Source organism: Desulfosporosinus acidiphilus SJ4 (assembly GCF_000255115.2).
Lineage (GTDB): Bacteria > Bacillota > Desulfitobacteriia > Desulfitobacteriales > Desulfitobacteriaceae > Desulfosporosinus > Desulfosporosinus acidiphilus.
In genome coordinates this window covers 1946383-1967695 of record NC_018068.1, presented here as the reverse complement: position 1 = coordinate 1967695, position 21313 = coordinate 1946383, and the positions used below count along the sequence as shown (strand labels likewise).

The window sequence follows — 21313 nt, the reverse complement described above, 5'->3', positions numbered from 1 at the left end:
TTTATTAAATATTCTTTATTTTCTGCATATAAATTATTATAATGATCTTTAATTACAACCCTATTTCTTTGAAAGAGGAGGTGTCATCGGAATCCTCTCAGGAATTATCTTTTTTTATATTCATGTATGAACTGTCAAGATAAGAAAGGGTGTGGTAGATAGTGACTGAAACACAGCTTGAAGCTCTTTTATACGAAAACAGGCATTTTACACCTGCAGAAGAGTTTAGTTCCCAAGCCAATGTTCAATCATCAGATATCTATACTGAAGCTTCTGACGATCGGCTGGGATTTTGGGCAAAACAATCAGAACGTCTGACCTGGTTTAAACCCTGGACCCAAGTATTAGACTGGAAACCGCCCTTTGCTCAGTGGTTTGTGGATGGTAAATTGAATGCCGCCTATAATTGTGTTGACCGCCACCTTAATTCTTGGCGGCGTAATAAAGCGGCAATTATATTTGAGGGAGAAGGCGGCGATAGTCGGGTTCTCACCTATCAGGATTTATACCGGGAGGTTTCCAAGTTTGCCAATGTTTTGAAGTCCTTGGGCATAAAAAAAGGCGACCGCGTCACTATTTATCTTCCAATGATTCCCGAAGCCGCCATAGCCATGCTTGCTTGTGCCCGTCTCGGAGCTCCGCATAGTGTAATATTTGGCGGATTTAGTGCAGAATCATTGAAAGACAGAATACTCGATGCCCAGGCCAAGGTATTAATCACCGCCGACGGCAGTTTCCGCAAAGGAAATATTGTTCCGCTTAAGGCTAATGCAGACAATGCCTTACAAGGCGTAGACTGCATCGAACATGTTGTCGTTGTCAATAGAACCGGTCACAAAGTAACGATGTTGGAAGGCCGGGATGTCTGGTATCACGATGCCATGCAGAAAGCTGCCATGGCTTGTCCAGTAGAAACAATGGATGCTGAGGACATACTTTTTATATTATATACCAGCGGAACCACAGGTAAACCTAAAGGCGTGGTACACACAACCGGCGGCTATATGGTGGGAGTAACGACGACTCATGATTGGGTTTTTGACCTTAAAGAGGATGATGTTTATTGGTGTACCGCGGATGTAGGCTGGATTACAGGGCATAGTTATATTGTTTATGGACCTCTGGCAAATGGCGCTACAATTCTGATGTACGAAGGCACCCCCGATTATCCTGCTAAAGATAGGTATTGGGAAATCATTGAAAAATATAGCGTTACTATTCTTTATACCGCTCCGACAGCTATCAGGACATTTATGAAATGGGGAACAAGCTATCCCGAAGGAAGAAATATTTCCAGCTTGAGATTATTAGGTACTGTCGGAGAACCTATTAATCCCGAAGCATGGATGTGGTATCACAAGCACATCGGTGGTGAACGCTGCCCGATCGTTGATACCTGGTGGCAAACTGAAACCGGCATGATTATGATGACACCTCTGCCTGGAGTTACAAAAACTAAGCCAGGATCATGTACTATTCCTTTCCCCGGTATAAACGTTGAGGTTGTCGACCAGTCCGGTAATTCCGTACCGAAAGGTTCCGGAGGATTTTTAGTCATTCGCGAACCATGGCCGGCAATGCTCAGGACCGTGTACAATGACCCCGATCGCTATATTAAAACCTATTGGAATAACTTTGAAGAGAATTATTTTACCGGTGACGGAGCCAAGTGGGATGACGACGGCTACTTCTGGCTCTTAGGTCGTGTCGATGATGTTATTAATGTTTCCGGTCATCGTATTGGAACTGCCGAAGTGGAAAGTGCTTTAGTTGATTATCCGCTTGTGGCTGAAGCAGCTTGTATCGGCAAAGATCATGCTGTCAAAGGTCAGGCCGTTGTCTGCTTTGTTACCGTAAAAGAAGGTATCGAAGTCATCGATGGATTTGTTGACGAGCTGAAAGGACACGTTTCCAGTAAAATCGGCTCGATTGCCCGCCCTGATGATATTTATTTAACAGCCGAATTGCCCAAAACCAGGAGCGGCAAAATCATGAGGCGACTTCTCCGTGATATTGCCGAAGGCCGGGCATTGGGCGATGTTTCAACGTTGGCCGACGCCGCCGTTCTGGATTTCTTAAAAAGGAAATACGGCGATGAAAGTTAAGACATTGATAAATAATAGTAGACCTTTGCTACTCAATGAAAAGGAGTGTGGATGATTTGGCAGAGATCATGGAAATTCGTGAAAGTTCCATAGCAGACCCGGGGCCACTTGGCTTAGCAGGATTTGCCCTCACGACATTTATTCTCAGTATGTCAAACGCTCAATTTGTTCCCGCAGCGTTTAGTGCTCTGTTTTTGCCTTTAGCTTTATTTTACGGAGGTTTTGCCCAAATTCTTGCCGGCATGTGGGAATTCAAAAAAAATAATACCTTTGGTGCTGTAGCTTTTACTACGTACGGGGCATTTTGGCTGAGCTTGGCATCCATGGTTATTTTACAAACACTTAAAATTATTAATTTTGGGGATTATGCACATGCAGCCACCGGACTTTATCTCATCGGCTTTACCATCTTTACATTTTATATGTGGATTGGTACTTTTAGAATAAACAATGCTTTACTTGCAGTATTTACCTTTTTGGAAATTACCTTTATCTTCTTAGACCTGGCGGAATTCGGTTTTATTTCCAGTGTTCCCGGCGGAGTTTTTGGTCTTATCACGGCCCTTTGTGCTTGGTATGCCTCCGCAGCTGCGATTATTAATCCTCTGTATAAAAGAACTGTACTGCCGGTAGGACCACGTCGTTAACAGCCGCATTTTCAGTGAACTCGTTCAGCTAAAGCTGAACATCGGGGCTTCGGTGGGACTCTACCCCCACCGAAGCAGAGACCGGGGACCACTCCCACTTACAAGAAGTGGAAGTCTCACGATTGGATAAAGAGCTTGATAATCGAAGGTGATAATCGAAGGTATTGCAAAACAGCTTTCGAAAATAAGAGAATCCCATACACAAAATCAGCCCAAAAGGACGCATCTATTAACGCCTTTTGGGCCTTTTGATTTCTTCGGTTGGGGTAGAATCCCCCACTCGAAGCCCCGAGGTTCGACTTTAGCTGAACGAGTTCACTGAATGACAATAAGAAGTTCACCGGCAGAAACAGTTTGACCAACACTGACCAGGATATCGAATACCCGCCCGTCTTTACCGGCGGGTATTCGATTTTCCATTTTCATAGCTTCTAAAGTCACTACCGTTCGATCTGCTTTAACTATATCACCGATCTTTACATGAGTCTGAGTAATGACCCCGGGCATAGGAGCTAAAACCTGCCCATTGCCATGACCCGTTATTTGATTTCTTTGCGGATTTTTTGGCAAAGCAGCAGTATTATTAACTGCCTTTTGAGTTAACTCTTCCACTTCGACTTCAAATTCCTGATCATTTACACGAACCAGAAACTTTTTCATAGTAATCCTCCTCCATATAAACTTGCCAAACGCCAAGGGGAACGTATCTTACCTGAAGTTTGAATGTTAATAATACGGTAGCGCTGGTGTTCTGAATCCCCATAAGCTTCCACGGCTGCGCTAAGCACCGCAGCCAGAAGATTGTCTCTAGATTGATCGTCTTGATCCGGGCGGTCTGAGGATTCCAGGCAGAACTCATTCTCCGAATCAAGCTTCTGCTGAATAAAATCCGTTGTGAATTCCCCTCTTTGGAAGTCGCTGTCAGCCAAAATCCTTTGGTGAAATGGAATCGTCGTCTTTACTCCCTGAATGCTGAATTCAGCCAAAGCGCGCTGCATTCGGGCAATAACCCCCTTCCGCGTCCGGCCATAAACGAGCAGTTTGCTAATTAGGGAGTCATAAAAAGGAGTCACTGTATAACCTGAGTAAGCGGCACTGTCGACGCGGACTCCAAAGCCCCCCGGTGGACGGTAAACGTCGATTTTGCCCGGTGCAGGCAGGAACGTCACCGGATCCTCTGCATTAATACGGCATTCCATGACCCAGCCTGTCAGCCGGATATCAGATTGCTCATACCCTAGCGGTTCTCCGGCTGCAATTCGGATCTGCTCTTTAATCAGATCAAGACCGCAAATTAATTCTGTCACCGTGTGTTCGACCTGAATACGGGTGTTCATTTCCATAAAGTAAAAATTCAAATCTTTGTCTAAGAGATACTCCAGAGTCCCTGCACCACGATAAGCAACAGCTTTAACTGCATCCCTGGAAACTTTGCTCATGCGGTCTCTAAGCTGGGCGGTGAGCGCGGGTGACGGTGACTCTTCAATCAGTTTCTGGTGCCGTCGTTGAATTGAACAATCTCGTTCGCCTAACGTGACAACTTGACCATAGTTGTCCGCCAAGATTTGTATTTCCACATGCCGGCATCCCTCAAGGTATTTTTCCAAATAAACATCCGAATTTCCGAAACAGGCATTGGCCTCGGAGCTTGCACTCTCCAGACTCTGAAAAAGTTGATCCTCTTCGAGAACCAAGCGCATACCCCGTCCTCCTCCTCCGGCAACGGCCTTGATCAGCACCGGGTAACCTAAGGCCCTAGCGATAGGCAGTGTTTCTTCGGCGCTCCTGACAATTCCCGAGCCTCCCGGAACAACGGGAAATCCAGCGGCAGCCATCGTTTCCCTGGCTTTTGCTTTATCGCCCATTAAAGTCATGATCCGGGCATCAGGACCGATAAATATGAGACCGGCCTGCAAAGTTTTTTCTGCAAAAAGCGGATTTTCCGCTAAGAAACCATAGCCTGGGTGAATGGCCTGGACACCCATAGTTAAGGCAGTTTGGATAATCCAGTCCATGTCCAGGTATCCTGCCCTGGAGACACACTTAACCGCTTCATCCGCCAGCTGAACATGGAGAGAACCTCTGTCAGCTTCGGTATATATTGCAATAGTCCTGACCTGCATCTCCCGGCAGGTCCGAATTATTCGGACAGCGATTTCCCCTCTGTTAGCAATTAAGATTTTGCGAAACATAGTTCCACCCCCTAATAAGGTATATTGCCATGCTTCTTGCGCGGATGTGTTTCACGCTTAGAATTCAGCATGTTGAGACTTTGAATAATTATTTTCCGGGTGTCGCGGGGATCAATCACATTGTCAATTAAGCCCTTGGCACTAGCAATATAAGGATTTGCAAACTTCTCTCGGTATTCCTCAGTCCTTTGTTTCATCGTGGCCTTGGGGTCTGCCGACTTCATTATTTCTTCCCGGAAGATAATATTAGCCGCACCGTCCGGCCCCATTACTGCGATTTCCGCCGTCGGCCAGGCTACGGCAACATCGGCGCCTAAGGAGCGGCTGCACATTGCCACATAAGCTCCGCCGTAGGCCTTCCGCAGAATAATCGTAATCTTGGGGACTGTGGCCTCAGAATAAGCGTATAAAATTTTTGCCCCATGACGGATAATTCCGCGGTACTCTTGGTCAACTCCCGGAAGAAAGCCGGGAACATCGACAAAGGTAACTAAGGGTATATTAAAGCAATCACAAAAACGTACAAAGCGGGATAATTTATCGGAAGCATCGATATCTAAGCAACCGGCGAGATAAGCGGCCTGATTGGCAACAATTCCTACTGACATCCCCGCGAAACGGGCAAAAGAGGTTACAATATTTTGGGCAAAATGCTGATGAACTTCGAAAAGTTCACCGCCGTCCACGATCAGATTGAGGACATCCCGGACATCATATTGCTTGTTGGGTTCAATCGGTACTACCTTTAGCAGGGCATCTGCTTCAGTGTCAGGGGGCCGGTCCTCTAAGATAGGTGACTCCTCCAAATTATTTTGGGGCAAGTAAGTTAACAAATCCCTCACCCTTACCAGTGTTTCAGTTTCCGAAGGATAAAGAAAATGAGCTACTCCGCTGGTATGGTTATGAACCATGGCCCCGCCTAATTCTTCAGTCGTTACTTCCTCCCCGGTCACAGATTTAATGACTTGGGGACCGGTAATGAACATCTGGCTGGTGGTTTCTACCATAAAGGTAAAGTCGGTAATAGCCGGTGAATAAACAGCGCCGCCGGCACAGGGTCCCATGATCACAGAAATTTGCGGGATTACTCCTGAAACCAAAGTATTGCGATAAAAGATGTCACCGTAAGCCGATAAGGCACTGACTCCTTCCTGGATACGCGCGCCCCCCGAATCATTGAGGCCGATAACCGGGGCACCGTTTTTGAGAGCAAGATCCATGATTTTGCAAATTTTTCGAGAGTGAAGTTCACCTAACGCCCCGCCGAAAACGGTAAAGTCCTGGGAGAAAACATAAACAAGACGGCCATGGATCGTACCATAGCCTGTGACGACACCTTCCCCTACGTTAACCACATCCGGCTTAGTAAAATCGGTCATCTCTCCTTTAATAAAGGTATCCGTCTCAATAAAACTTCCCGCGTCAAGCAGATGGTCAATACGCTCGCGAGCCGTCATTTTGCCGTTCTCATGCTGCCTGTTAATGCGGCCGATACCACCCCCAAGTTTGGCTGCTTCTTGTAAAGCAGTCAGTTCGCTAAGCTTAGCGTAGATATCCAAGGGTTCCACCTCCTTAAACCTGGCCGCGGCGCTGGACGAGTTCGATTAACGTGTTGAAGGTACTTTGAGGATGGATAAAAGCGACCCGGCTTCCGCCCAGTCCATTTCTAGGGATCTTATCGATTAAACGCAACCCCGAATTTTCCAATTCCAATAACTTTTCCTCAATATTTGCGACTTGCAGTGCTAAATGATGAATCCCACCTCCACGGGAAGCAAGAAATTTCCCAACGGGACTGTCATCTTCCATAGGCTCTAAAAGTTCTAAATTGGTGTCACCCAGCGGTAACGTTGCCGTCCGGACTTTTTGTTCGGGAATTGTTTCAACTTGACTGCAGCTCAACCCCAAGCCAAGATAAACACTGATAGCCTCATCCAGGTTTTTGACAGCGATCCCCAGATGGTCCAGTTTTAATTGAAGATCCATATGCCTTGATACTCCTTTCACTCGCCTCTCCGGCATGACATAAAAGCTACCCAACTACTCGTTCTTTGATAAAGTTAACAATATCCCCAGTGGCTGTTCCCGTTTCAAAGATCCCAGCTACTCCTGATTCTTTTAAGAAGTCCTGGTCATCTTTGGGAATGATCCCACCGGCGATAACTTGAATATCCTGAGCACCCTCACGGGCCAGAAGCTCAATAATCCTCGGAAGCAGGTAATTATGGGCCCCCGATAAAATGCTGATTCCAATGATTTGGACATCCTCTTGGATCGCAGCCTCGACAATTTGCTCCGGGGTTTGCCGCAAGCCTGTATAAACAACTTCCATTCCGGCGTCCCGCAGGGCCTGGGCTATAACTTTAGCCCCACGGTCATGCCCATCCAATCCGACTTTACCGATTAAAACCCGAAGATACTGTTCTGTTGCCATGGTAACTCCTCCTGATTAAAAGGTAATTTCTTGCCGGTATTCTCCAAATACTTTTCGTAAGATGTAACAAATCTCACCCAAGGTGCTATAATTCCGGACGCAGTCCAGTAAATAGGGCATCAAGTTTTCCGCGCTTTCTGCGGCCTTTTCTAAGCGATTCAGACCCCTCTCAACTTCTGCTTGATTTCGTTTCCGATACACAGCTGCTAACCGTTGTTTTTGTTCTTGTTCGACTTTCGGATTCACCTTAAGCAAACCTTTGGGGGGATCTTGTTGAAGCTCAAATTTGTTAATCCCAATAACAATCCGTTTTTGCTGCTCGATTTCCATTTGATAACGATAAGCGCTGGTCTGAATTTCCTTTTGTTGAAAGCCAAGTTCGATGGCCCGTACGGCGCCGCCTAATTCATCAATCTTTTTGAGGTAGCCCCAAACGGCCTTTTCAATATCATCTGTTAATTTTTCCACGCAATAGGATCCGCCCAAAGGATCCACCGTCTCCGTTATGCCGGTTTCATAGGCGATAGTCTGTTGGGTTCGTAAAGCGAGCAGGGCCGATTCCTGGCTGGGGAGGGCCAGAGCCTCATCCCAGGCATTTGTGTGCAGGGATTGAGTGCCGCCCAGCACAGCACTTAAGGCCTGAAAAGCCACCCGTATAATGTTTACCTCGGGCTGCTGGGCCGTCAGGGTACAGCCGGCTGTCTGAGTATGAAAACGCATCATCCATGATTTAGGGTTATTGGCTTTGAAGCGGTTTTTCATAATCTTGGCCCATACTCTGCGGGCAGCTCTAAACTTAGCGATCTCTTCCAAAAAATTCGAGTGAGCGTTGAAAAAAAAGGAGAGTCGGGGGGCAAACTGATCAATTTCCAACCCGGCTTCCAAGGCTGCTTCAACATAGGCAATTCCATCTGCTAAAGTAAAAGCGACTTCCTGAACTGCAGTTGAGCCCGCTTCCCGAATATGATAACCGCTGATACTAATGGTGTTCCAATTGGGAAGATGCTCGGCACAGTATTTAAAGGTATCGGTGATTAGTCGCATTGAGGGAGCCGGGGGGAAAATGTACGTTCCCCGGGCCATATACTCCTTCAATATGTCATTTTGAATCGTTCCTGATAATTTAGCGGAAGCTATGCCCCGTTTTTCGGCAACCGCAATATACATCGCCAGAAGTATGGCAGCGGGGGCATTAATCGTCATAGAGGTGCTGACCTTATCCAAGGGTATATCTTGGAAGAGCAATTCCATATCTGCCAAGGAATCAATAGCCACACCCACTTTTCCGACTTCCCCTTGAGCCAGAGAATCATCGGAATTATAACCAATTTGTGTCACCAGATCGAAAGCGACGCTTAAACCGGTTTGTCCTTGTTGTAGCAAATACTTAAAACGGGAATTCGTTTCTTGCGCGGTTCCGTAACCAGCATATTGACGCATCGTCCAAAGCCTGCCCCTGTACATGTCCGGCTGAACGCCGCGTGTATAGGGAAATTCTCCGGGAAAGCTTAAATCGGTCAGATAGTCCAATTCTAGATCCTCCGGCGAATAAAGTCGCTGAAATTCCACCTCCGAGGCACCGTTTTTCCAAGGTTCAGTACTGGGTTGCTTAGAATTTCCGGCAAAATTCTTACTCTCCCAAAGGGCTTTTGCACGAACTATTTTATTTAATTCTTCACTCTTTTCCACGGGTATAATTCACTCCTCTCCTCTAAGAGCTGCTTAACGAGCCCGCCGACCTCCCAAGGCAAGTTCGCCAAAGTTACACCGGCAGCCGTTAAGGCTTCAACTTTACTTTCAAAAGTACCCTTACCACGTTCAATTATTGCGCCGGCATGCCCCATTCTTTTACCGGAGGGAGCGCTTTTGCCCGCTAAAAAAGCAACGACAGGTTTTTTCATGCCTTTGATGTAACGAGCCGCTTCTTCTTCAGCATTTCCACCGATCTCGCCGACAAGAACCACAGCTTTTGTTTGCGGATCTGCCTCGAACTTCTCCAGGACTTGAGTGAAGGACAGGCCAACGACTCGATCTCCGCCCAGGCCCAGCACCGTCGATTGACCGATTCCAGCGCCGGTCAGTTGGTAGACGATTTCATAACTGAGAGTCCCGCTCCGGGTCACAACACCCACCTCACCGGGAGTAAAAATGTTGTTGGGCATGATGCCAATCTTGGATTGTCCCGGCGAGATCAGTCCATAGGTGTTGGGGCCTATTATTTCTACCTGTTTCTTCTCAGCGAAGGCCATAAGTTCCAGAGCGTCATGCAAAGGAACATGTTCGGTTATAATTACCAAGGTTTTAAGCCCGGCATCCATGGCTTCCAGAGCCGCATCTTTGACTAACCTGGCCGGTACAAAAATGACAGATGCATCTGCCTGCTGCTCTCCCATGGCTTCTTCAACCGTTTCGAAAACCTGGACTCCCTGAACTTCCTGTCCGCCTTTGCCGGGTGATACGCCTCCGACTATTTTGCTTCCGCAGGCCAGCATCTGCCGGGTATGAAATTGCCCTTGGTTCCCGGTAATTCCTTGCACAAGGATTCTCGTGGTTTCATTGATAATAATGGACATCGTCTCCGCCCCCATTCAGTAAAGCGATTACTTTTCTTACAGCGTCTTCAATATTCTTAAATGATTCAATGCCCTGTTCTTGTAAAATTGCAGTTCCTAAATCTTCATTGGTACCTATGAGGCGAATAACGACAGGCAGTTTCAGGCCAAGACTATTCTTTACTTGTACGAAGGCCTGTGCTACCTCATCACAGCGAGTTATCCCGCCGAAGATATTGATCAAGAGCGCTTTAGGGTTTGTAGAAAGCAAGATTTCCAAGGCTGCTGCCGTCGCTTCTAAACTTGATCCTCCTCCGGCATCCATAAAATTACGGGCACCGGCCCCAAAATGTTTAAGCAGATCAAGAGTAGCCATCGTAATTCCTGCCCCGTTAGCCATAACTCCGATATCCCCGTCCAGCTCAACATAGGAGATTCCTAAATCTCCGGCTTTCTTTTCAACGGCTGTCCTTTCTTCAACCCAGGGAACCTCAGGAAGAAAACGGAAGGCTGCATCATCATCCAAGGTCATTTTGGCATCAGCGGCAAGAACTTGCGTTGGAGTAACAACCAGCGGGTTAATTTCCACTAATTCGGCATCGTACTTGCGGAAAATCTGGTAGAGCTTAAGCATAAGATCGGAAACTTGTTGAGCCTCCCTGCCCTTTAATCCCATTTGCCGAGCGATTTCCCGGGCGGCATAGGGCCGAAGGCCAATGGTAACGTCAATAAGACGCTTGATCATCAGTTCTTCCGGTACTTGCTCAACCTCCATCCCACCGGCCGCAGAAGCTAACAGAACCGGTTGTTTTTTAGCGCCATCAACTGTAAGGGCAAGGTAGATTTCGCGTTCAATACTCACCTTTTTTTCAATGAGAACCTTCTCCACTTTGCTGCCCTTAATCTCCGCCGCCAACAAATCCTGTACCAGGGAAAGGGCGTCTTGAGGAGCTGTGGCGAACTTTATGCCGCCAGCCTTTCCTCGTCCCCCGGAAAGAACTTGAGATTTGACAGCCACAGGACCCGTTTTTTCAACAAAGGCGGCCACGCCTTCAACTCCGGTAAAAATTTCACCCTTTGGCACAGGTATCCCATTGTTTTGAAGAATCTTTTTGGCCATAAACTCGTAAAGTTTCAACGAAACGAACTCCTTTCACCTAATATTCTGAATTATCTGCTATTAATAAGCAAGATTTATGCCATCTTTCTGCACATGAAAAAGAGGCGAAATTCAAGCCATTCGCCCCTTTTAAGGTAATTTATTCCTCTTTGTTGAAACACTATGTTGCATAATGATTAATATCGTGTTGCAAATGTTTCAAATCGTTTCTTTATATCCTCTTAGTTTTCGCCAGATCGTCGTCCGGCTGATGCCAAGTTTTTTCGCCGCTTCAGTTTTATTGCCCTTAACGCTCTTTAAAACACGGATAATTTCTGCTTGTTCATTAGAACCAACACCTTTCAACATCAGCCTTTCAAATAATGATAACAGCAGCGCCTCATGATCTTCTTCCTTATAGAGGGCTGCGAATCTTTCAATCATATTTCGCAGTTCGCGAATATTTCCAGGCCAGTCATAATTCCTAAATACAGCGTTCCGGGAAATTTTCTCAATTTCCTTTGCAGTGAGATCATGACAAAGTTCCGTAAGAAAACGTTCTACAAGTAAAGGAATATCTGATTTACGGGCTCGCAGAGTAGGAAGACGCAGTTCTAAAACATTAAGTCTGTAATATAGATCCTTGCGGAAATAACCCTTTTCTGTCATCTCCCATAAATCTTTATTGGTAGCTGATATCACTTGAATATTAACTGAGCGGATATGATCTCCTCCGATGCGCAAAACTTCACGTTGTTCCAGGACTCTTAACAAACGGGATTGCAAAGACATGGAGAGTTCACCGATTTCATCCAGAAAAACCGTACCCTCATGAGCTAGTTCAAACAACCCTGGCTTTCCGCCTTTTTTAGCTCCTGTAAACGCTCCTTCTTCGTAACCAAAAAGTTCGCTTTCCAGCAAATTATCTGGAATTGCGGCACAGTTTATGGTAACAAACGGATGCCGAAACCGAGGACTGGCGTTATGTATGCTTTGAGCAAAAAGTTCCTTACCTGTGCCTGACTCCCCAGTGATTAGAACCGAAGAAGCATTTTTAGCATAGAGAAAAGCCTCTCTTTTGGCTTTTTGAATCGGCTCACTGTTCCCAATGATGTCTTTAATCGATGTTTTAGCGGCAAAACCCTTTTCATAGAGACTCTTGCGAATCTTTTCTTCAACTTCTTGGATAATCCCAATATTTTGGAATGTTGCAACTGCTCCCATAACTTCCGAGTTAACCGAAATAGGTATACGATTAATGACAATCTTGTTCTTCCCGACAGTCTCAATTTGGTTTAACTCTGGTTTATTTGTCTGAATAACTTTGGTAAGCTTGGCATTGGGAAATATTTTAGCAACGGATTGGCCTATCACTTTATTTTCAGCAGCGCCAATAATTTTTTCAGCACTAGAATTAATGACTGTAATTAATCCATCCCGATCAACAGCTATTATGCCTTCATAGGAAAAGGCCAAGATTGCCCGCAGTTCTTCAGCTTTTCTGGCCTCGACTTGTTTGGAGAAAGCTACTTGAACTGCCGTATCCAAGGCACGAGTAACACCGTCCGACGAATAAATAAAAATTCCCTTGATTCCCTCAAATTCCTTTTTGCTGATTGCTTCTTGAAGGAAGCTTCCCCCTATTACAACGTTGATACCTTCGTTTTTCAGGAGGTTTAAGCACTCTTCAATGTCACTAAACTTTTGATAGGTAAATTGGCGAATGGTAATATTCAACAATTCAGAGAAGTTTTCTAAATTAGGAATCTTGCTTTCATAAGCAATAAGTCCAACCGTATCGGAAACAAGTTTTGCTTCTCTAAAGGCAGCAAGCAAGTCAAAACCTGTTACTTTGATCTCAACTAAAGGGATAGACAGCTCCGCTGAGAGGAGTTTGGCTGTTCCTCCCGCGGAAACAAAAACATCAACTTCCTTATTTTTTTCCATAGCTTCGGCCTTTTGGAGCACATCATTCAACATACAATCAATCACAATAATCCGAACCGGATGAGGTGCTTTATATTGGAGTTTATTTATTAACGATGTTAAAGCATGATAACTAAAGACTGCAATAGTCGGTTCATTTCTAGTTTTTTTATGCATAACAACGCACTCCCTTCGCAATCGGCCCTGGAAGAGTTTTTTTCTTGAAATTTACCCAACATTTTTAAGGTACTCTTAAAGGGAAACTATGTTGTAATAATATTTATATTATAGCACTTAAATACTGAATCTATAGAATATTTTGTCTATTTATCTTATTGAAGCATTTGCTATCTTTTATCCAATCGTGAGAGTCCCACTTCTTGTAAGTGGGATTAGTCCCTCGTTCTCAGTGTTCGGTTATTTCTTCTAGAGCTTAAATACAATAAAAAAAACCGCTCCGGTTCAGGGAGCGGCCAAAATACTTTTTAGCTTATATTACCATACTTCTCCAAAAGCAGAATTAACATAAATCTTCTCCAATTTAACTTTATGCATTTCTTCCATTCTGGAAAGGTCTGAAAATAGTTTCTTTTGCCGGTCGTCAGTAGTAGCAAGGGCAAATTTTTTATACATGTTCATTGCTTCTTCCTCTTTTTTCATGGCTAAAGCAATCGCGTCAACGAATTTCATTTCTGTTGAAAGTTTAGGACTTTCTACACTTTCTGACACATGATAATCGTCAAAATCATCTAATTGAAATTCTGGGATATCTCCGACTAAGTAATCCTGTAAGAAATCTCTATGCTTTTGTTCCTCGGCAGCCAATTCCTCGAACGTATCTGCAAGGTTTTTATCTGAAGTTATTTTCTTTGCCGCATTACGATAAAATTCATAGGCGTCTACTTCATTACTAATGGCGTAAGTTATGGCATCTTTAAAGCTATCTTTATTAGTTGTCATTTTAATCTCCTCCTCCAACTATTTCAATTTGATTCTAGTATACCTTAATTTAAAGTTAGCTGTAAATAATATAACTCCAGTATATGTAAGAGCAGTTCTAAAACAGACTAAAGTTCGACTTCTCCTCATAGATAGAAATTATTTGAATGATCTGCCAGTTTTGTCTTGTCTTATATGCTTCTATGTAAGGATAGCGTTATTATACCATATTGACAATTAATTCAGTAAATAAGGTAAAATTGACTCCACTAATTCCTCAAACCCGCAGGCAGATTGAATGATTTCGTTTTAAATAATAAATAGGAAGATTGATAATCTTAAAGGATTATGAAATGATAGTGATAGATTAATCTTTGCTATTTTCACTCATAATCCTTGCAAAAGGAACTGCCTTATCGGGAATACTATCTGTACTTTATCTTGGGAGTGAACTCGTTCAGCTAAAGCTGAACATCGGGGCTTCGGCAGGGGACTCTACCCCACCGAAGCAGAGACCGGGGACCACTCTCACTTACAAGAAGTGGGAGTCTCACGATTGGATGAACTTCTTTCACTTAGGGTTATTTTGAAACGCTTAACAAAAAGGAAAACTCTTAAATAATTCAAATCCTGCAAGGAGGAATTATGAGTTCAACACTTCTTATATCTTATGTAACGCATTATGGGTATTTGGGTTTATACGTGATTTTGGGAATTTCAATTTTAGGAGTACCACTTCCCGATGAAACATTAATGGTCTTCATTGGTTTTTTGACGTACGAAGGAAAACTAAATCCCGTTTTAGCCGTATTATCTTCCGCGGGTGGAAGCATTACCGGAATTACAGTGGCCTATTTTCTGGGAAGATTATTTCAACAGAACGTCATGCACCATCTTAAAAAACATGCTGGGAGCGAACGATTAGAAAAAGCATTTGAATGGTACCAGCGGCACGGAGGCAAGCTCTTAACCATTGGCTATTTTATCCCCGGTGTACGCCATTTATCGGGTTATATTGCCGGGTTAACCCGTTTAAGTTATAAAAGCTTTGCCTTCTTCGCTTATCTCGGTGCAATTCTTTGGGTGTCAATCTGGGTTATCATCGGAAGACTGCTGGGAAGTCGCTGGGAGACAATTCTCCCCATTATCCATCGCTATGCACTCATTTTGGGAGTTATAGCAGCCTTCTTAGCCCTGACCTTTTATCTTGTCTACAGGTACCATCATCGCTTGGGCGATTGGTTATATAATCAATGGCAACGGTTGCCTGAACGTTATATGTCCCTCGGTAAACGACGTCTTATCGTCACAGTTGGCGGTCTGCTATTTTTAGTTTTATTTATTTTCTTTATGGGGTTGATCCAAGATTTTGTGTCTTATGAAGTAGGTCCGTCAGATGATCTCGTTGTAAACTGGTTAGCCGGTTCTGCCCCGTATTATCTGGTACCGCTGATGCAAACCGTCAATGCACTGGGAACGCATCTATCAATCTTTATAGTTTTTATTGCTGCGGGGGGATTACTTTGGTTTACAACAAAAAGGTTGGGTCATATGGTTCCCTTAGCTTTGGCTTGGTTGGGGGGAACAGTTATTGATTTGCTGTTTCGTCTCATTTTCAGTGGCTATAGTATTCGACTTTTGGAAAACCTTACTCCCATTCAGGCATCAAGCCAAGGGTTTCTTATTGCGGCTCTGTCATTTTATGCAGTCCTCGGTTATCTTATAGGGAAAAGCAGGCATAAAAAGACTCAATTTACGGTAGGTATTCTTGATTCTTTGCTCTTGATTGCCTTAACCCTCAGCCCCATTTATCTCCGAATTCATCCCCCGAGCACGATGCTTATGAGCCTCACGGTCAGCGGACTGTTAACGTTAATAAGTCTCTTTATTTATGAATTCCGATTTTCATATTATAAAAAGCAGCTGTCATAAATAAATCGGGGGCCTTGCAGGATTATCCTAAATTAACCTAACTTGGAATCAGAGCCTATTATACAATATAATAAATTGATGAAGTAACATATGCCCATATAATGTTGTTCCAAAAGTACTACTAGGGAGGAAAATAATGTTCGAATTTTTGAATGTAAAATATAAGGATGTACTGGATTTACCAACACTTAACATAGGACAAGAGAAAATAACCACTTTTATAGGTCCAAGCGGCAGTGGTAAAACAACTATTTTAAAAATGTTAAATAAATTAATCTCTCCCACACAAGGCAAAATTATATTTAAGGAAACCGATCTGCAACAAATAAATTCTGTCGCCCACCGCAGACAAGTTAGTATGCTTTCTCAAAACCCTGCTATATTTGCAGGGAGTATTCGTGACAATTTAAATGCCGGACTAAAATTTCAGGAAAGAGAGTTACCAAGTGACGGGGTATTAAACCACATCTTAGAACAAGTAAAATTGAACAAGTCACTCGAAAGTGCCGCCAATACCCTATCTGGAGGGGAAAAACAAAGGCTTGCTTTAGGCCGTCTCCTTCTTCTTAATTCTGAAGTGTATCTTCTCGATGAGCCCTCTTCAGCTTTAGATGATGAAACCGAAGAAATAATTATTCAAATGCTGACAGATCATATAAAGAGAGAAAAGAAGACAATTGTAATGGTAACCCATTCAAAAGCAATCGCCCAGAAATATTCCGACATTATCATCGAGATATCTAAAGGTAAGATGCTTAAGTCGGAGGTGCAATTATGAACGGGATCATTAATTTAACTTTTTTGCAGGTTGGGCTTTCCTATTTTTTTGTTTTAATTGTTCTTGCGATTGTTAGAATCCGAGGAATCGCAAGAGAAAAGGAAATCATTATTTCTTCTCTTAGAATGACGTTACAATTGATTTTGACCGGTTATATTCTTGTTTACGTATTCCATTATCCCAATCCCCTCCTTACCGGGGCGATCATTTTAATAATGGAAGCTTTTTCGATTTACACGATTTTTAAAAAGTTTAAAGGAAACTTATCAAATCCTTTAAAGAAAGTTATTGGATTTTCTATGAGTATTGGTACTATATCTTGCCTCTTATATTTTTTATTGATTGTAATCCGGATTACTCCTTGGTATAATCCGCAATACTTTGTGCCAATAGCCGGAATGTTCATTGGTAACTCAATGACCGGAATATCTCTTGGTGTCAAATCCTTACTTGAGGGAATGACGACACAAAAAGCACTGGTGGAAGAAGCTTTAATACTCGGAGCAACACCTCAAGTTGCTACAAAAACCATTATTAACAGTACATTTGATTCCGCCATTATGCCTACGATTCAATCGATGGTAGGCATGGGAATAGTTTTCTTGCCGGGGATGATGACCGGACAAATCCTTTCCGGCACTACGCCGACGACTGCCATATCATATCAGATAGCCATAATGTTGGGAATTCTTGGTTCGGTGGCACTTACTGTTATCCTATTTCTTCAAATGGGATACCGAACGTTCTTTAATCAAGAAGATCAGTTAAATGAAGATATTAGTGTATAAGAATCTAGACATGTCGGCTGGATAGTATTTATCAAGCCGTTTTTTTGTTCCTGAAATTCCGCTTAGTTCATCTCCAAAGAAAGGTGTTACGTTGAACCGGCATGACAGTTTCCCAGCACACGTACCTGTCTTTATGGAAGGAAGCTTTTGTCAATACAGGTGTCTTGACAAATGTATTGTCATAATGGTAAAACAAGTTATATTCTAAAAGAGAGCTGGGTTAAAAATGAAAACCATTAAGACAGATTTATTAATTATAGGCAGCGGGATTGCAGGTCTGTCGACAGCGGTGGGTGCATCGCCTTATGGAGAAGTTATCGTCATCTCGAAAGATCAGCCTGATCTTTGTAATTCAACCTTGGCTCAAGGGGGGATTGCCGCAGCAGTAGGAAAAAATGACTCTCCTGAAGCGCATACACAGGATACCTTAACAGCAGGTGTTGGCATTTGCGAGGAAAAGATTGTTGAAATCTTGACAGAAGAGGCTCCTAAGGTTATTGACCGTTTAATTGAGCTTGGGACAAGCTTTGATCGAACAAATTCGGGTGAACTTGCTTTAGGAAGAGAAGGTGCTCATAGACTGGCTCGCGTGATTCATCGTGGGGATGATACCGGGGCCGCAATCTGGGAAGCTCTATTTCGCAAGGCTCAAGAACAAAAGGTACATTTTTTAGCAGAAACCCGAGCTGAAGTTCTTCTGGTTGGGGAAGGTCACTGTCACGGAGCACTTGTGAGAAACTCAAAAGGTGTTCAACGGATTCTTGCGCGAAATGTTGTCCTTGCTACGGGAGGAATCGGTGAGATCTATGGGAGAACGACTAATTCCCCTCTTAGCACAGGAGATGGCTTGGCTCTGGCCTGGAAGGCAGGGGCTGTCCTAAGCGATCTCGAATTCGTTCAATTTCATCCTACAGCTTTAGATACGGAGGAGAAACCACTGTTTCTCATTTCCGAAGCGGTTAGGGGCGAGGGCGCAGTCCTGGTCACTGAAGAGGGTGAGCGGTTTATGCTAAACTATCATCCGCAGTCTGATTTAGCTCCCCGGGATGTTGTAACACGCGCAATAGTTTCGGAACAGAAAAAGGGACATCAGGTATATCTGGATACTTCGGCATTAGGTGATCATTTTGAACAACGTTTTCCGAATATCTATGCCAAAGTTCAATCTCTGAGTCTTGATCCGAGAAAGGATCTGATTCCCGTAACACCGGCGGCTCATTTCTTAATGGGGGGAATTAGGACGGACAGTTATGGCCGGACGAATATCATAGGTTTATATGCTTGTGGCGAGTGCGCAAACACAGGTGTCCACGGTGCGAATCGGTTAGCAAGTAATTCTCTCTTAGAAGGATTGGTTTTTGGCCAACGAGTGGCTCAAACCCTTACGGAATCCCCATCCCCCAAAGAACCCACCTCAAGCACCTTAGATATTACGGATCAAGGCATATTAAAAGAGGTTTCAGCTCCCCAAGTGATGAAACCTTTAGATTTAAATGATCCACGAGTTAACACGCTGCAAAAGCTGATGTGGTCTTCCGTAGGGATTATCCGGAACGAACATGGGATGACAAAAGCTTATCAAACACTCTGTCAACTGGAAGAAAACGTTAGCCCAAATGAAGATGAACTTCGGAATATGATCCTCGTTGCGAAATTTATTACATCGTCAGCTCTTAAACGTTTGGAGAGCAGAGGAAGTCATTATCGAGTGGATTATCCGGAGGTTGATGCGGCCTGGAAGGCAAAACATTTGAGCTTGGGAGGTGTTCCGTATGAATCCTCTATACTTTCATAATATCGTTAACGAGGCTCTCAAAGAGGATCTGGGGTTTCAAGATCTGACAACAGAGGCAATTATTTCTGAAAATCATTGCTCGGTGGCCGAGATTACAGCTAAAGAAGCCGGAATTATCGCAGGCATGGATGTCGCAAACTATGCGTTCAAGTTACTTGATGATACAGTGAGTTTCCAAGCAAAAATTGTGGATGGCGAGAAGGTCTCTTCAGGGCAAGTGGTGGCGGTGATTGAGGGAAGAACCCGTACTCTGTTAGGGGGAGAAAGAGTCGCACTTAATTTCATGCAGCGCCTTTCTGGCATTGCGACCGGGACAAAAAAGGCCGTAGAGAGTATCAAGGATTTTCCATGTCGCCTCGTTGATACGCGAAAGACGACCCCTGGCTTAAGAGGTCTGGAAAAGTATGCTGTACGCATGGGAGGCGGGTATAATCACCGTTTCGGGCTTTTTGACGCTATACTCATTAAAGATAATCATATTGCAGCAGCCGGAGGGATCACCGAGGCGGTTAGTTTAGTACGGGAAAAAATCGGTCACATGGTTAAAGTTGAAGTTGAAACTGAAACTTTGGCACAAGTCGAGGAGGCGCTTAGTGTCCCGATCGATATTATCATGTTAGATAACATGTCCTTGAATCAAATGAGAGAAGCTGTACGACTCATTAATAAGAAAGTCCTCGCTGAAGCGTCAGGTGGGATAAACTTAGAAAACGTAGTCCAGGTAGCAGAGACAGGGGTAGATTTAGTTTCTTTGGGTTGGTTAACCCATTCTGTACGAGCTCTGGATCTGAGTCTAAATCTTATCGAGTCATCGATTCTTGATCAATTAAAGTTAAATATTTAATCGGAATTAATACCGAAGTATCAAACGCAGCATTAAATGCTAAACGTTTTAACTCATTCATCAAAAGTTAGTGAGGAGAAAAAATGTACAAAAATCAACAACCAATACCTGATGAATATATTCTAATGAGTGAAAGGGATCGAGAAGAACGTATCCGCGCCATCAAGGCCAATCTGGGCTCAAAGATGATTATTCTGGGACATCACTACCAACGTGACGAGGTTATCCGATTCACCGATTATCGAGGGGATTCTTTAAAGCTGGCACAAATAGCTGCCCAAGAAAAAGAGGCTGAGTATATCGTTTTCTGTGGTGTTCACTTTATGGCAGAAACTGCAGATATGCTCACCTCCCCGGATCAAAAGGTTATTTTACCGGATCTCAATGCCGGCTGCTCAATGGCGGAGATGGCAGATATTGATGACGTGGAAGAGTGTTGGAATCGCCTCTTAGCTAAGTATTCCCAAGAAATTATTCCAGTCACGTACGTTAATTCCAGTGCGGAAGTTAAAGCGTTTTGCGGTTGTAATGGCGGAATGACCTGCACTTCTTCTAATGTTACGAAAATCTTTAGTAAGCTACTTGATGAGAAAAAGAGTATTCTGTTTCTACCTGATGAACATCTTGGCCGAAATACCGGTCTTACATTGGGACTTCGAAATCAGGATATCTTACTCTGGTCCCGAGACCATTCAGAAGACGTCGAACTTCCCCAGCAAGCTCCGAAATTAATTCTTTGGGATGGGTACTGTGGTGTACACCAGAAGTTTAAGGCCCACCATGTGGATGAAGTTCGCAAAAAATATCCGGGAATTACGGTTGTCGTCCATCCGGAATGCAGTCATGATGTCGTTGAGAAGTCAGATCTCAGTGGTTCTACAGACTTTATCATTCGGCAGATCACGGCTGCTCAGAAAGGCAGTATCTGGGCGGTTGGAACGGAAATTAATTTGGTCCATCGCTTAGCTCTAGAAAATCCTGACAAAAAGGTTATCAGTCTTAATGAAAATACTTGCTTGTGCATTTCAATGAGCCGAATTAGTCAACCTCATCTACTAGCAGCATTGGAAAGTCTTAATCAAGGCAACGTTGTTAACCAAATTAGCGTTGATCCTAAGATAACGGCCGATGCAATTTTAGCCTTAAACAGGATGCTAGCTCTTGTTTAAGAGCCCTGCTACCCTCTCCTCATCAAGGATCAAGGAACACTCAGTGCTTTGACTGTGGATGAGGGTAGTGCCAGAGATCTTTCATTCGACCGCAAAAATATTTTCAACCCAAT

At 43.9% G+C, this 21313-nt stretch carries 18 protein-coding genes; 8 read left to right on the top strand and 10 right to left on the bottom strand.

Going from position 1 to position 21313, the window contains the following annotated elements:
• Nucleotides 1-161 precede the first annotated feature (161 nt).
• Complete coding sequence (gene acs, locus DESACI_RS09045; protein ID WP_014826882.1) at nt 162-2105, top strand: acetate--CoA ligase; 1944 nt, start codon at nt 162-164, stop codon at nt 2103-2105.
• Between the two features lie 35 nt (nt 2106-2140).
• A complete protein-coding gene (locus DESACI_RS09040; protein WP_242833146.1) occupies nt 2141-2752 on the top strand; it encodes an acetate uptake transporter in 612 nt (203 codons plus the stop codon).
• A gap of 315 nt (nt 2753-3067) precedes the next feature.
• Here DESACI_RS09040 and DESACI_RS09035 read toward each other — a convergent pair whose 3' ends face one another.
• From DESACI_RS09035 to DESACI_RS08990, 10 genes are all read right to left on the bottom strand, one after another.
• Nucleotides 3068-3412 carry a biotin/lipoyl-containing protein gene (locus tag DESACI_RS09035; protein WP_014826880.1) on the bottom strand — a complete coding sequence of 115 codons (345 nt, stop codon included), beginning with the start codon at nt 3410-3412 and terminating at the stop codon, nt 3068-3070.
• Complete coding sequence (gene accC / locus DESACI_RS09030) at nt 3409-4944, bottom strand: acetyl-CoA carboxylase biotin carboxylase subunit (protein WP_014826879.1); 1536 nt, start codon at nt 4942-4944, stop codon at nt 3409-3411. The genes DESACI_RS09035 and accC overlap by 4 nt, the downstream gene beginning before the upstream one ends.
• An 11-nt stretch (nt 4945-4955) precedes the next feature.
• Entirely contained in the window at nt 4956-6503 is a 1548-nt protein-coding gene (locus DESACI_RS09025; protein ID WP_014826878.1) for an acyl-CoA carboxylase subunit beta, read from the bottom strand.
• A gap of 13 nt (nt 6504-6516) precedes the next feature.
• On the bottom strand, nt 6517-6930 hold the full coding sequence (mce, locus tag DESACI_RS09020) for a methylmalonyl-CoA epimerase (protein ID WP_014826877.1): 414 nt from the start codon (nt 6928-6930) through the stop codon (nt 6517-6519).
• Between the two features lie 46 nt (nt 6931-6976).
• A complete protein-coding gene (locus tag DESACI_RS09015) occupies nt 6977-7378 on the bottom strand; it encodes a cobalamin B12-binding domain-containing protein (RefSeq protein WP_014826876.1) in 402 nt (133 codons plus the stop codon).
• Between the two features lie 15 nt (nt 7379-7393).
• Nucleotides 7394-9067, bottom strand: a complete 1674-nt coding sequence (locus DESACI_RS09010) for an acyl-CoA mutase large subunit family protein (RefSeq protein ID WP_014826875.1) — start codon at nt 9065-9067, stop codon at nt 7394-7396.
• Nucleotides 9046-9951, bottom strand: coding sequence for a succinate--CoA ligase subunit alpha (gene sucD / locus DESACI_RS09005; protein WP_014826874.1), 906 nt, complete (start codon nt 9949-9951; stop codon nt 9046-9048). Before sucD ends, DESACI_RS09010 begins: the two co-directional genes overlap by 22 nt.
• Nucleotides 9932-11068, bottom strand: coding sequence for an ADP-forming succinate--CoA ligase subunit beta (gene sucC / locus DESACI_RS09000; RefSeq protein ID WP_014826873.1), 1137 nt, complete (start codon nt 11066-11068; stop codon nt 9932-9934). Before sucC ends, sucD begins: the two co-directional genes overlap by 20 nt.
• Before the next feature lie 180 nt (nt 11069-11248).
• On the bottom strand, nt 11249-13132 hold the full coding sequence (locus DESACI_RS08995; protein WP_014826872.1) for a sigma-54-dependent Fis family transcriptional regulator: 1884 nt from the start codon (nt 13130-13132) through the stop codon (nt 11249-11251).
• Between the two features lie 318 nt (nt 13133-13450).
• Nucleotides 13451-13915, bottom strand: a complete 465-nt coding sequence (locus tag DESACI_RS08990) for a ferritin-like domain-containing protein (RefSeq protein ID WP_014826871.1) — start codon at nt 13913-13915, stop codon at nt 13451-13453.
• Nucleotides 13916-14539: 624 nt separating this feature from the next.
• On the opposite strand from DESACI_RS08990, the gene DESACI_RS08985 reads away from it, so the two are divergent.
• From DESACI_RS08985 to nadA, 6 genes are all read left to right on the top strand, one after another.
• Nucleotides 14540-15826 carry a DedA family protein gene (locus DESACI_RS08985; protein ID WP_014826870.1) on the top strand — a complete coding sequence of 429 codons (1287 nt, stop codon included), beginning with the start codon at nt 14540-14542 and terminating at the stop codon, nt 15824-15826.
• Nucleotides 15827-15962: 136 nt separating this feature from the next.
• The gene (locus DESACI_RS08980; protein WP_014826869.1) at nt 15963-16604 is read left to right on the top strand and encodes an ABC transporter ATP-binding protein; all 642 of its coding nucleotides are present in this window, start codon (nt 15963-15965) and stop codon (nt 16602-16604) included.
• The gene (locus DESACI_RS08975; protein ID WP_014826868.1) at nt 16601-17392 is read left to right on the top strand and encodes an ABC transporter permease; all 792 of its coding nucleotides are present in this window, start codon (nt 16601-16603) and stop codon (nt 17390-17392) included. Before DESACI_RS08980 ends, DESACI_RS08975 begins: the two co-directional genes overlap by 4 nt.
• A gap of 226 nt (nt 17393-17618) precedes the next feature.
• Nucleotides 17619-19187 carry an L-aspartate oxidase gene (locus tag DESACI_RS08970; protein WP_014826867.1) on the top strand — a complete coding sequence of 523 codons (1569 nt, stop codon included), beginning with the start codon at nt 17619-17621 and terminating at the stop codon, nt 19185-19187.
• Nucleotides 19165-20031, top strand: a complete 867-nt coding sequence (gene nadC / locus DESACI_RS08965; protein WP_014826866.1) for a carboxylating nicotinate-nucleotide diphosphorylase — start codon at nt 19165-19167, stop codon at nt 20029-20031. Before DESACI_RS08970 ends, nadC begins: the two co-directional genes overlap by 23 nt.
• An 83-nt stretch (nt 20032-20114) precedes the next feature.
• Nucleotides 20115-21200, top strand: coding sequence for a quinolinate synthase NadA (gene nadA / locus DESACI_RS08960; RefSeq protein WP_014826865.1), 1086 nt, complete (start codon nt 20115-20117; stop codon nt 21198-21200).
• The last annotated feature ends 113 nt before the right edge of the window (nt 21201-21313 follow it).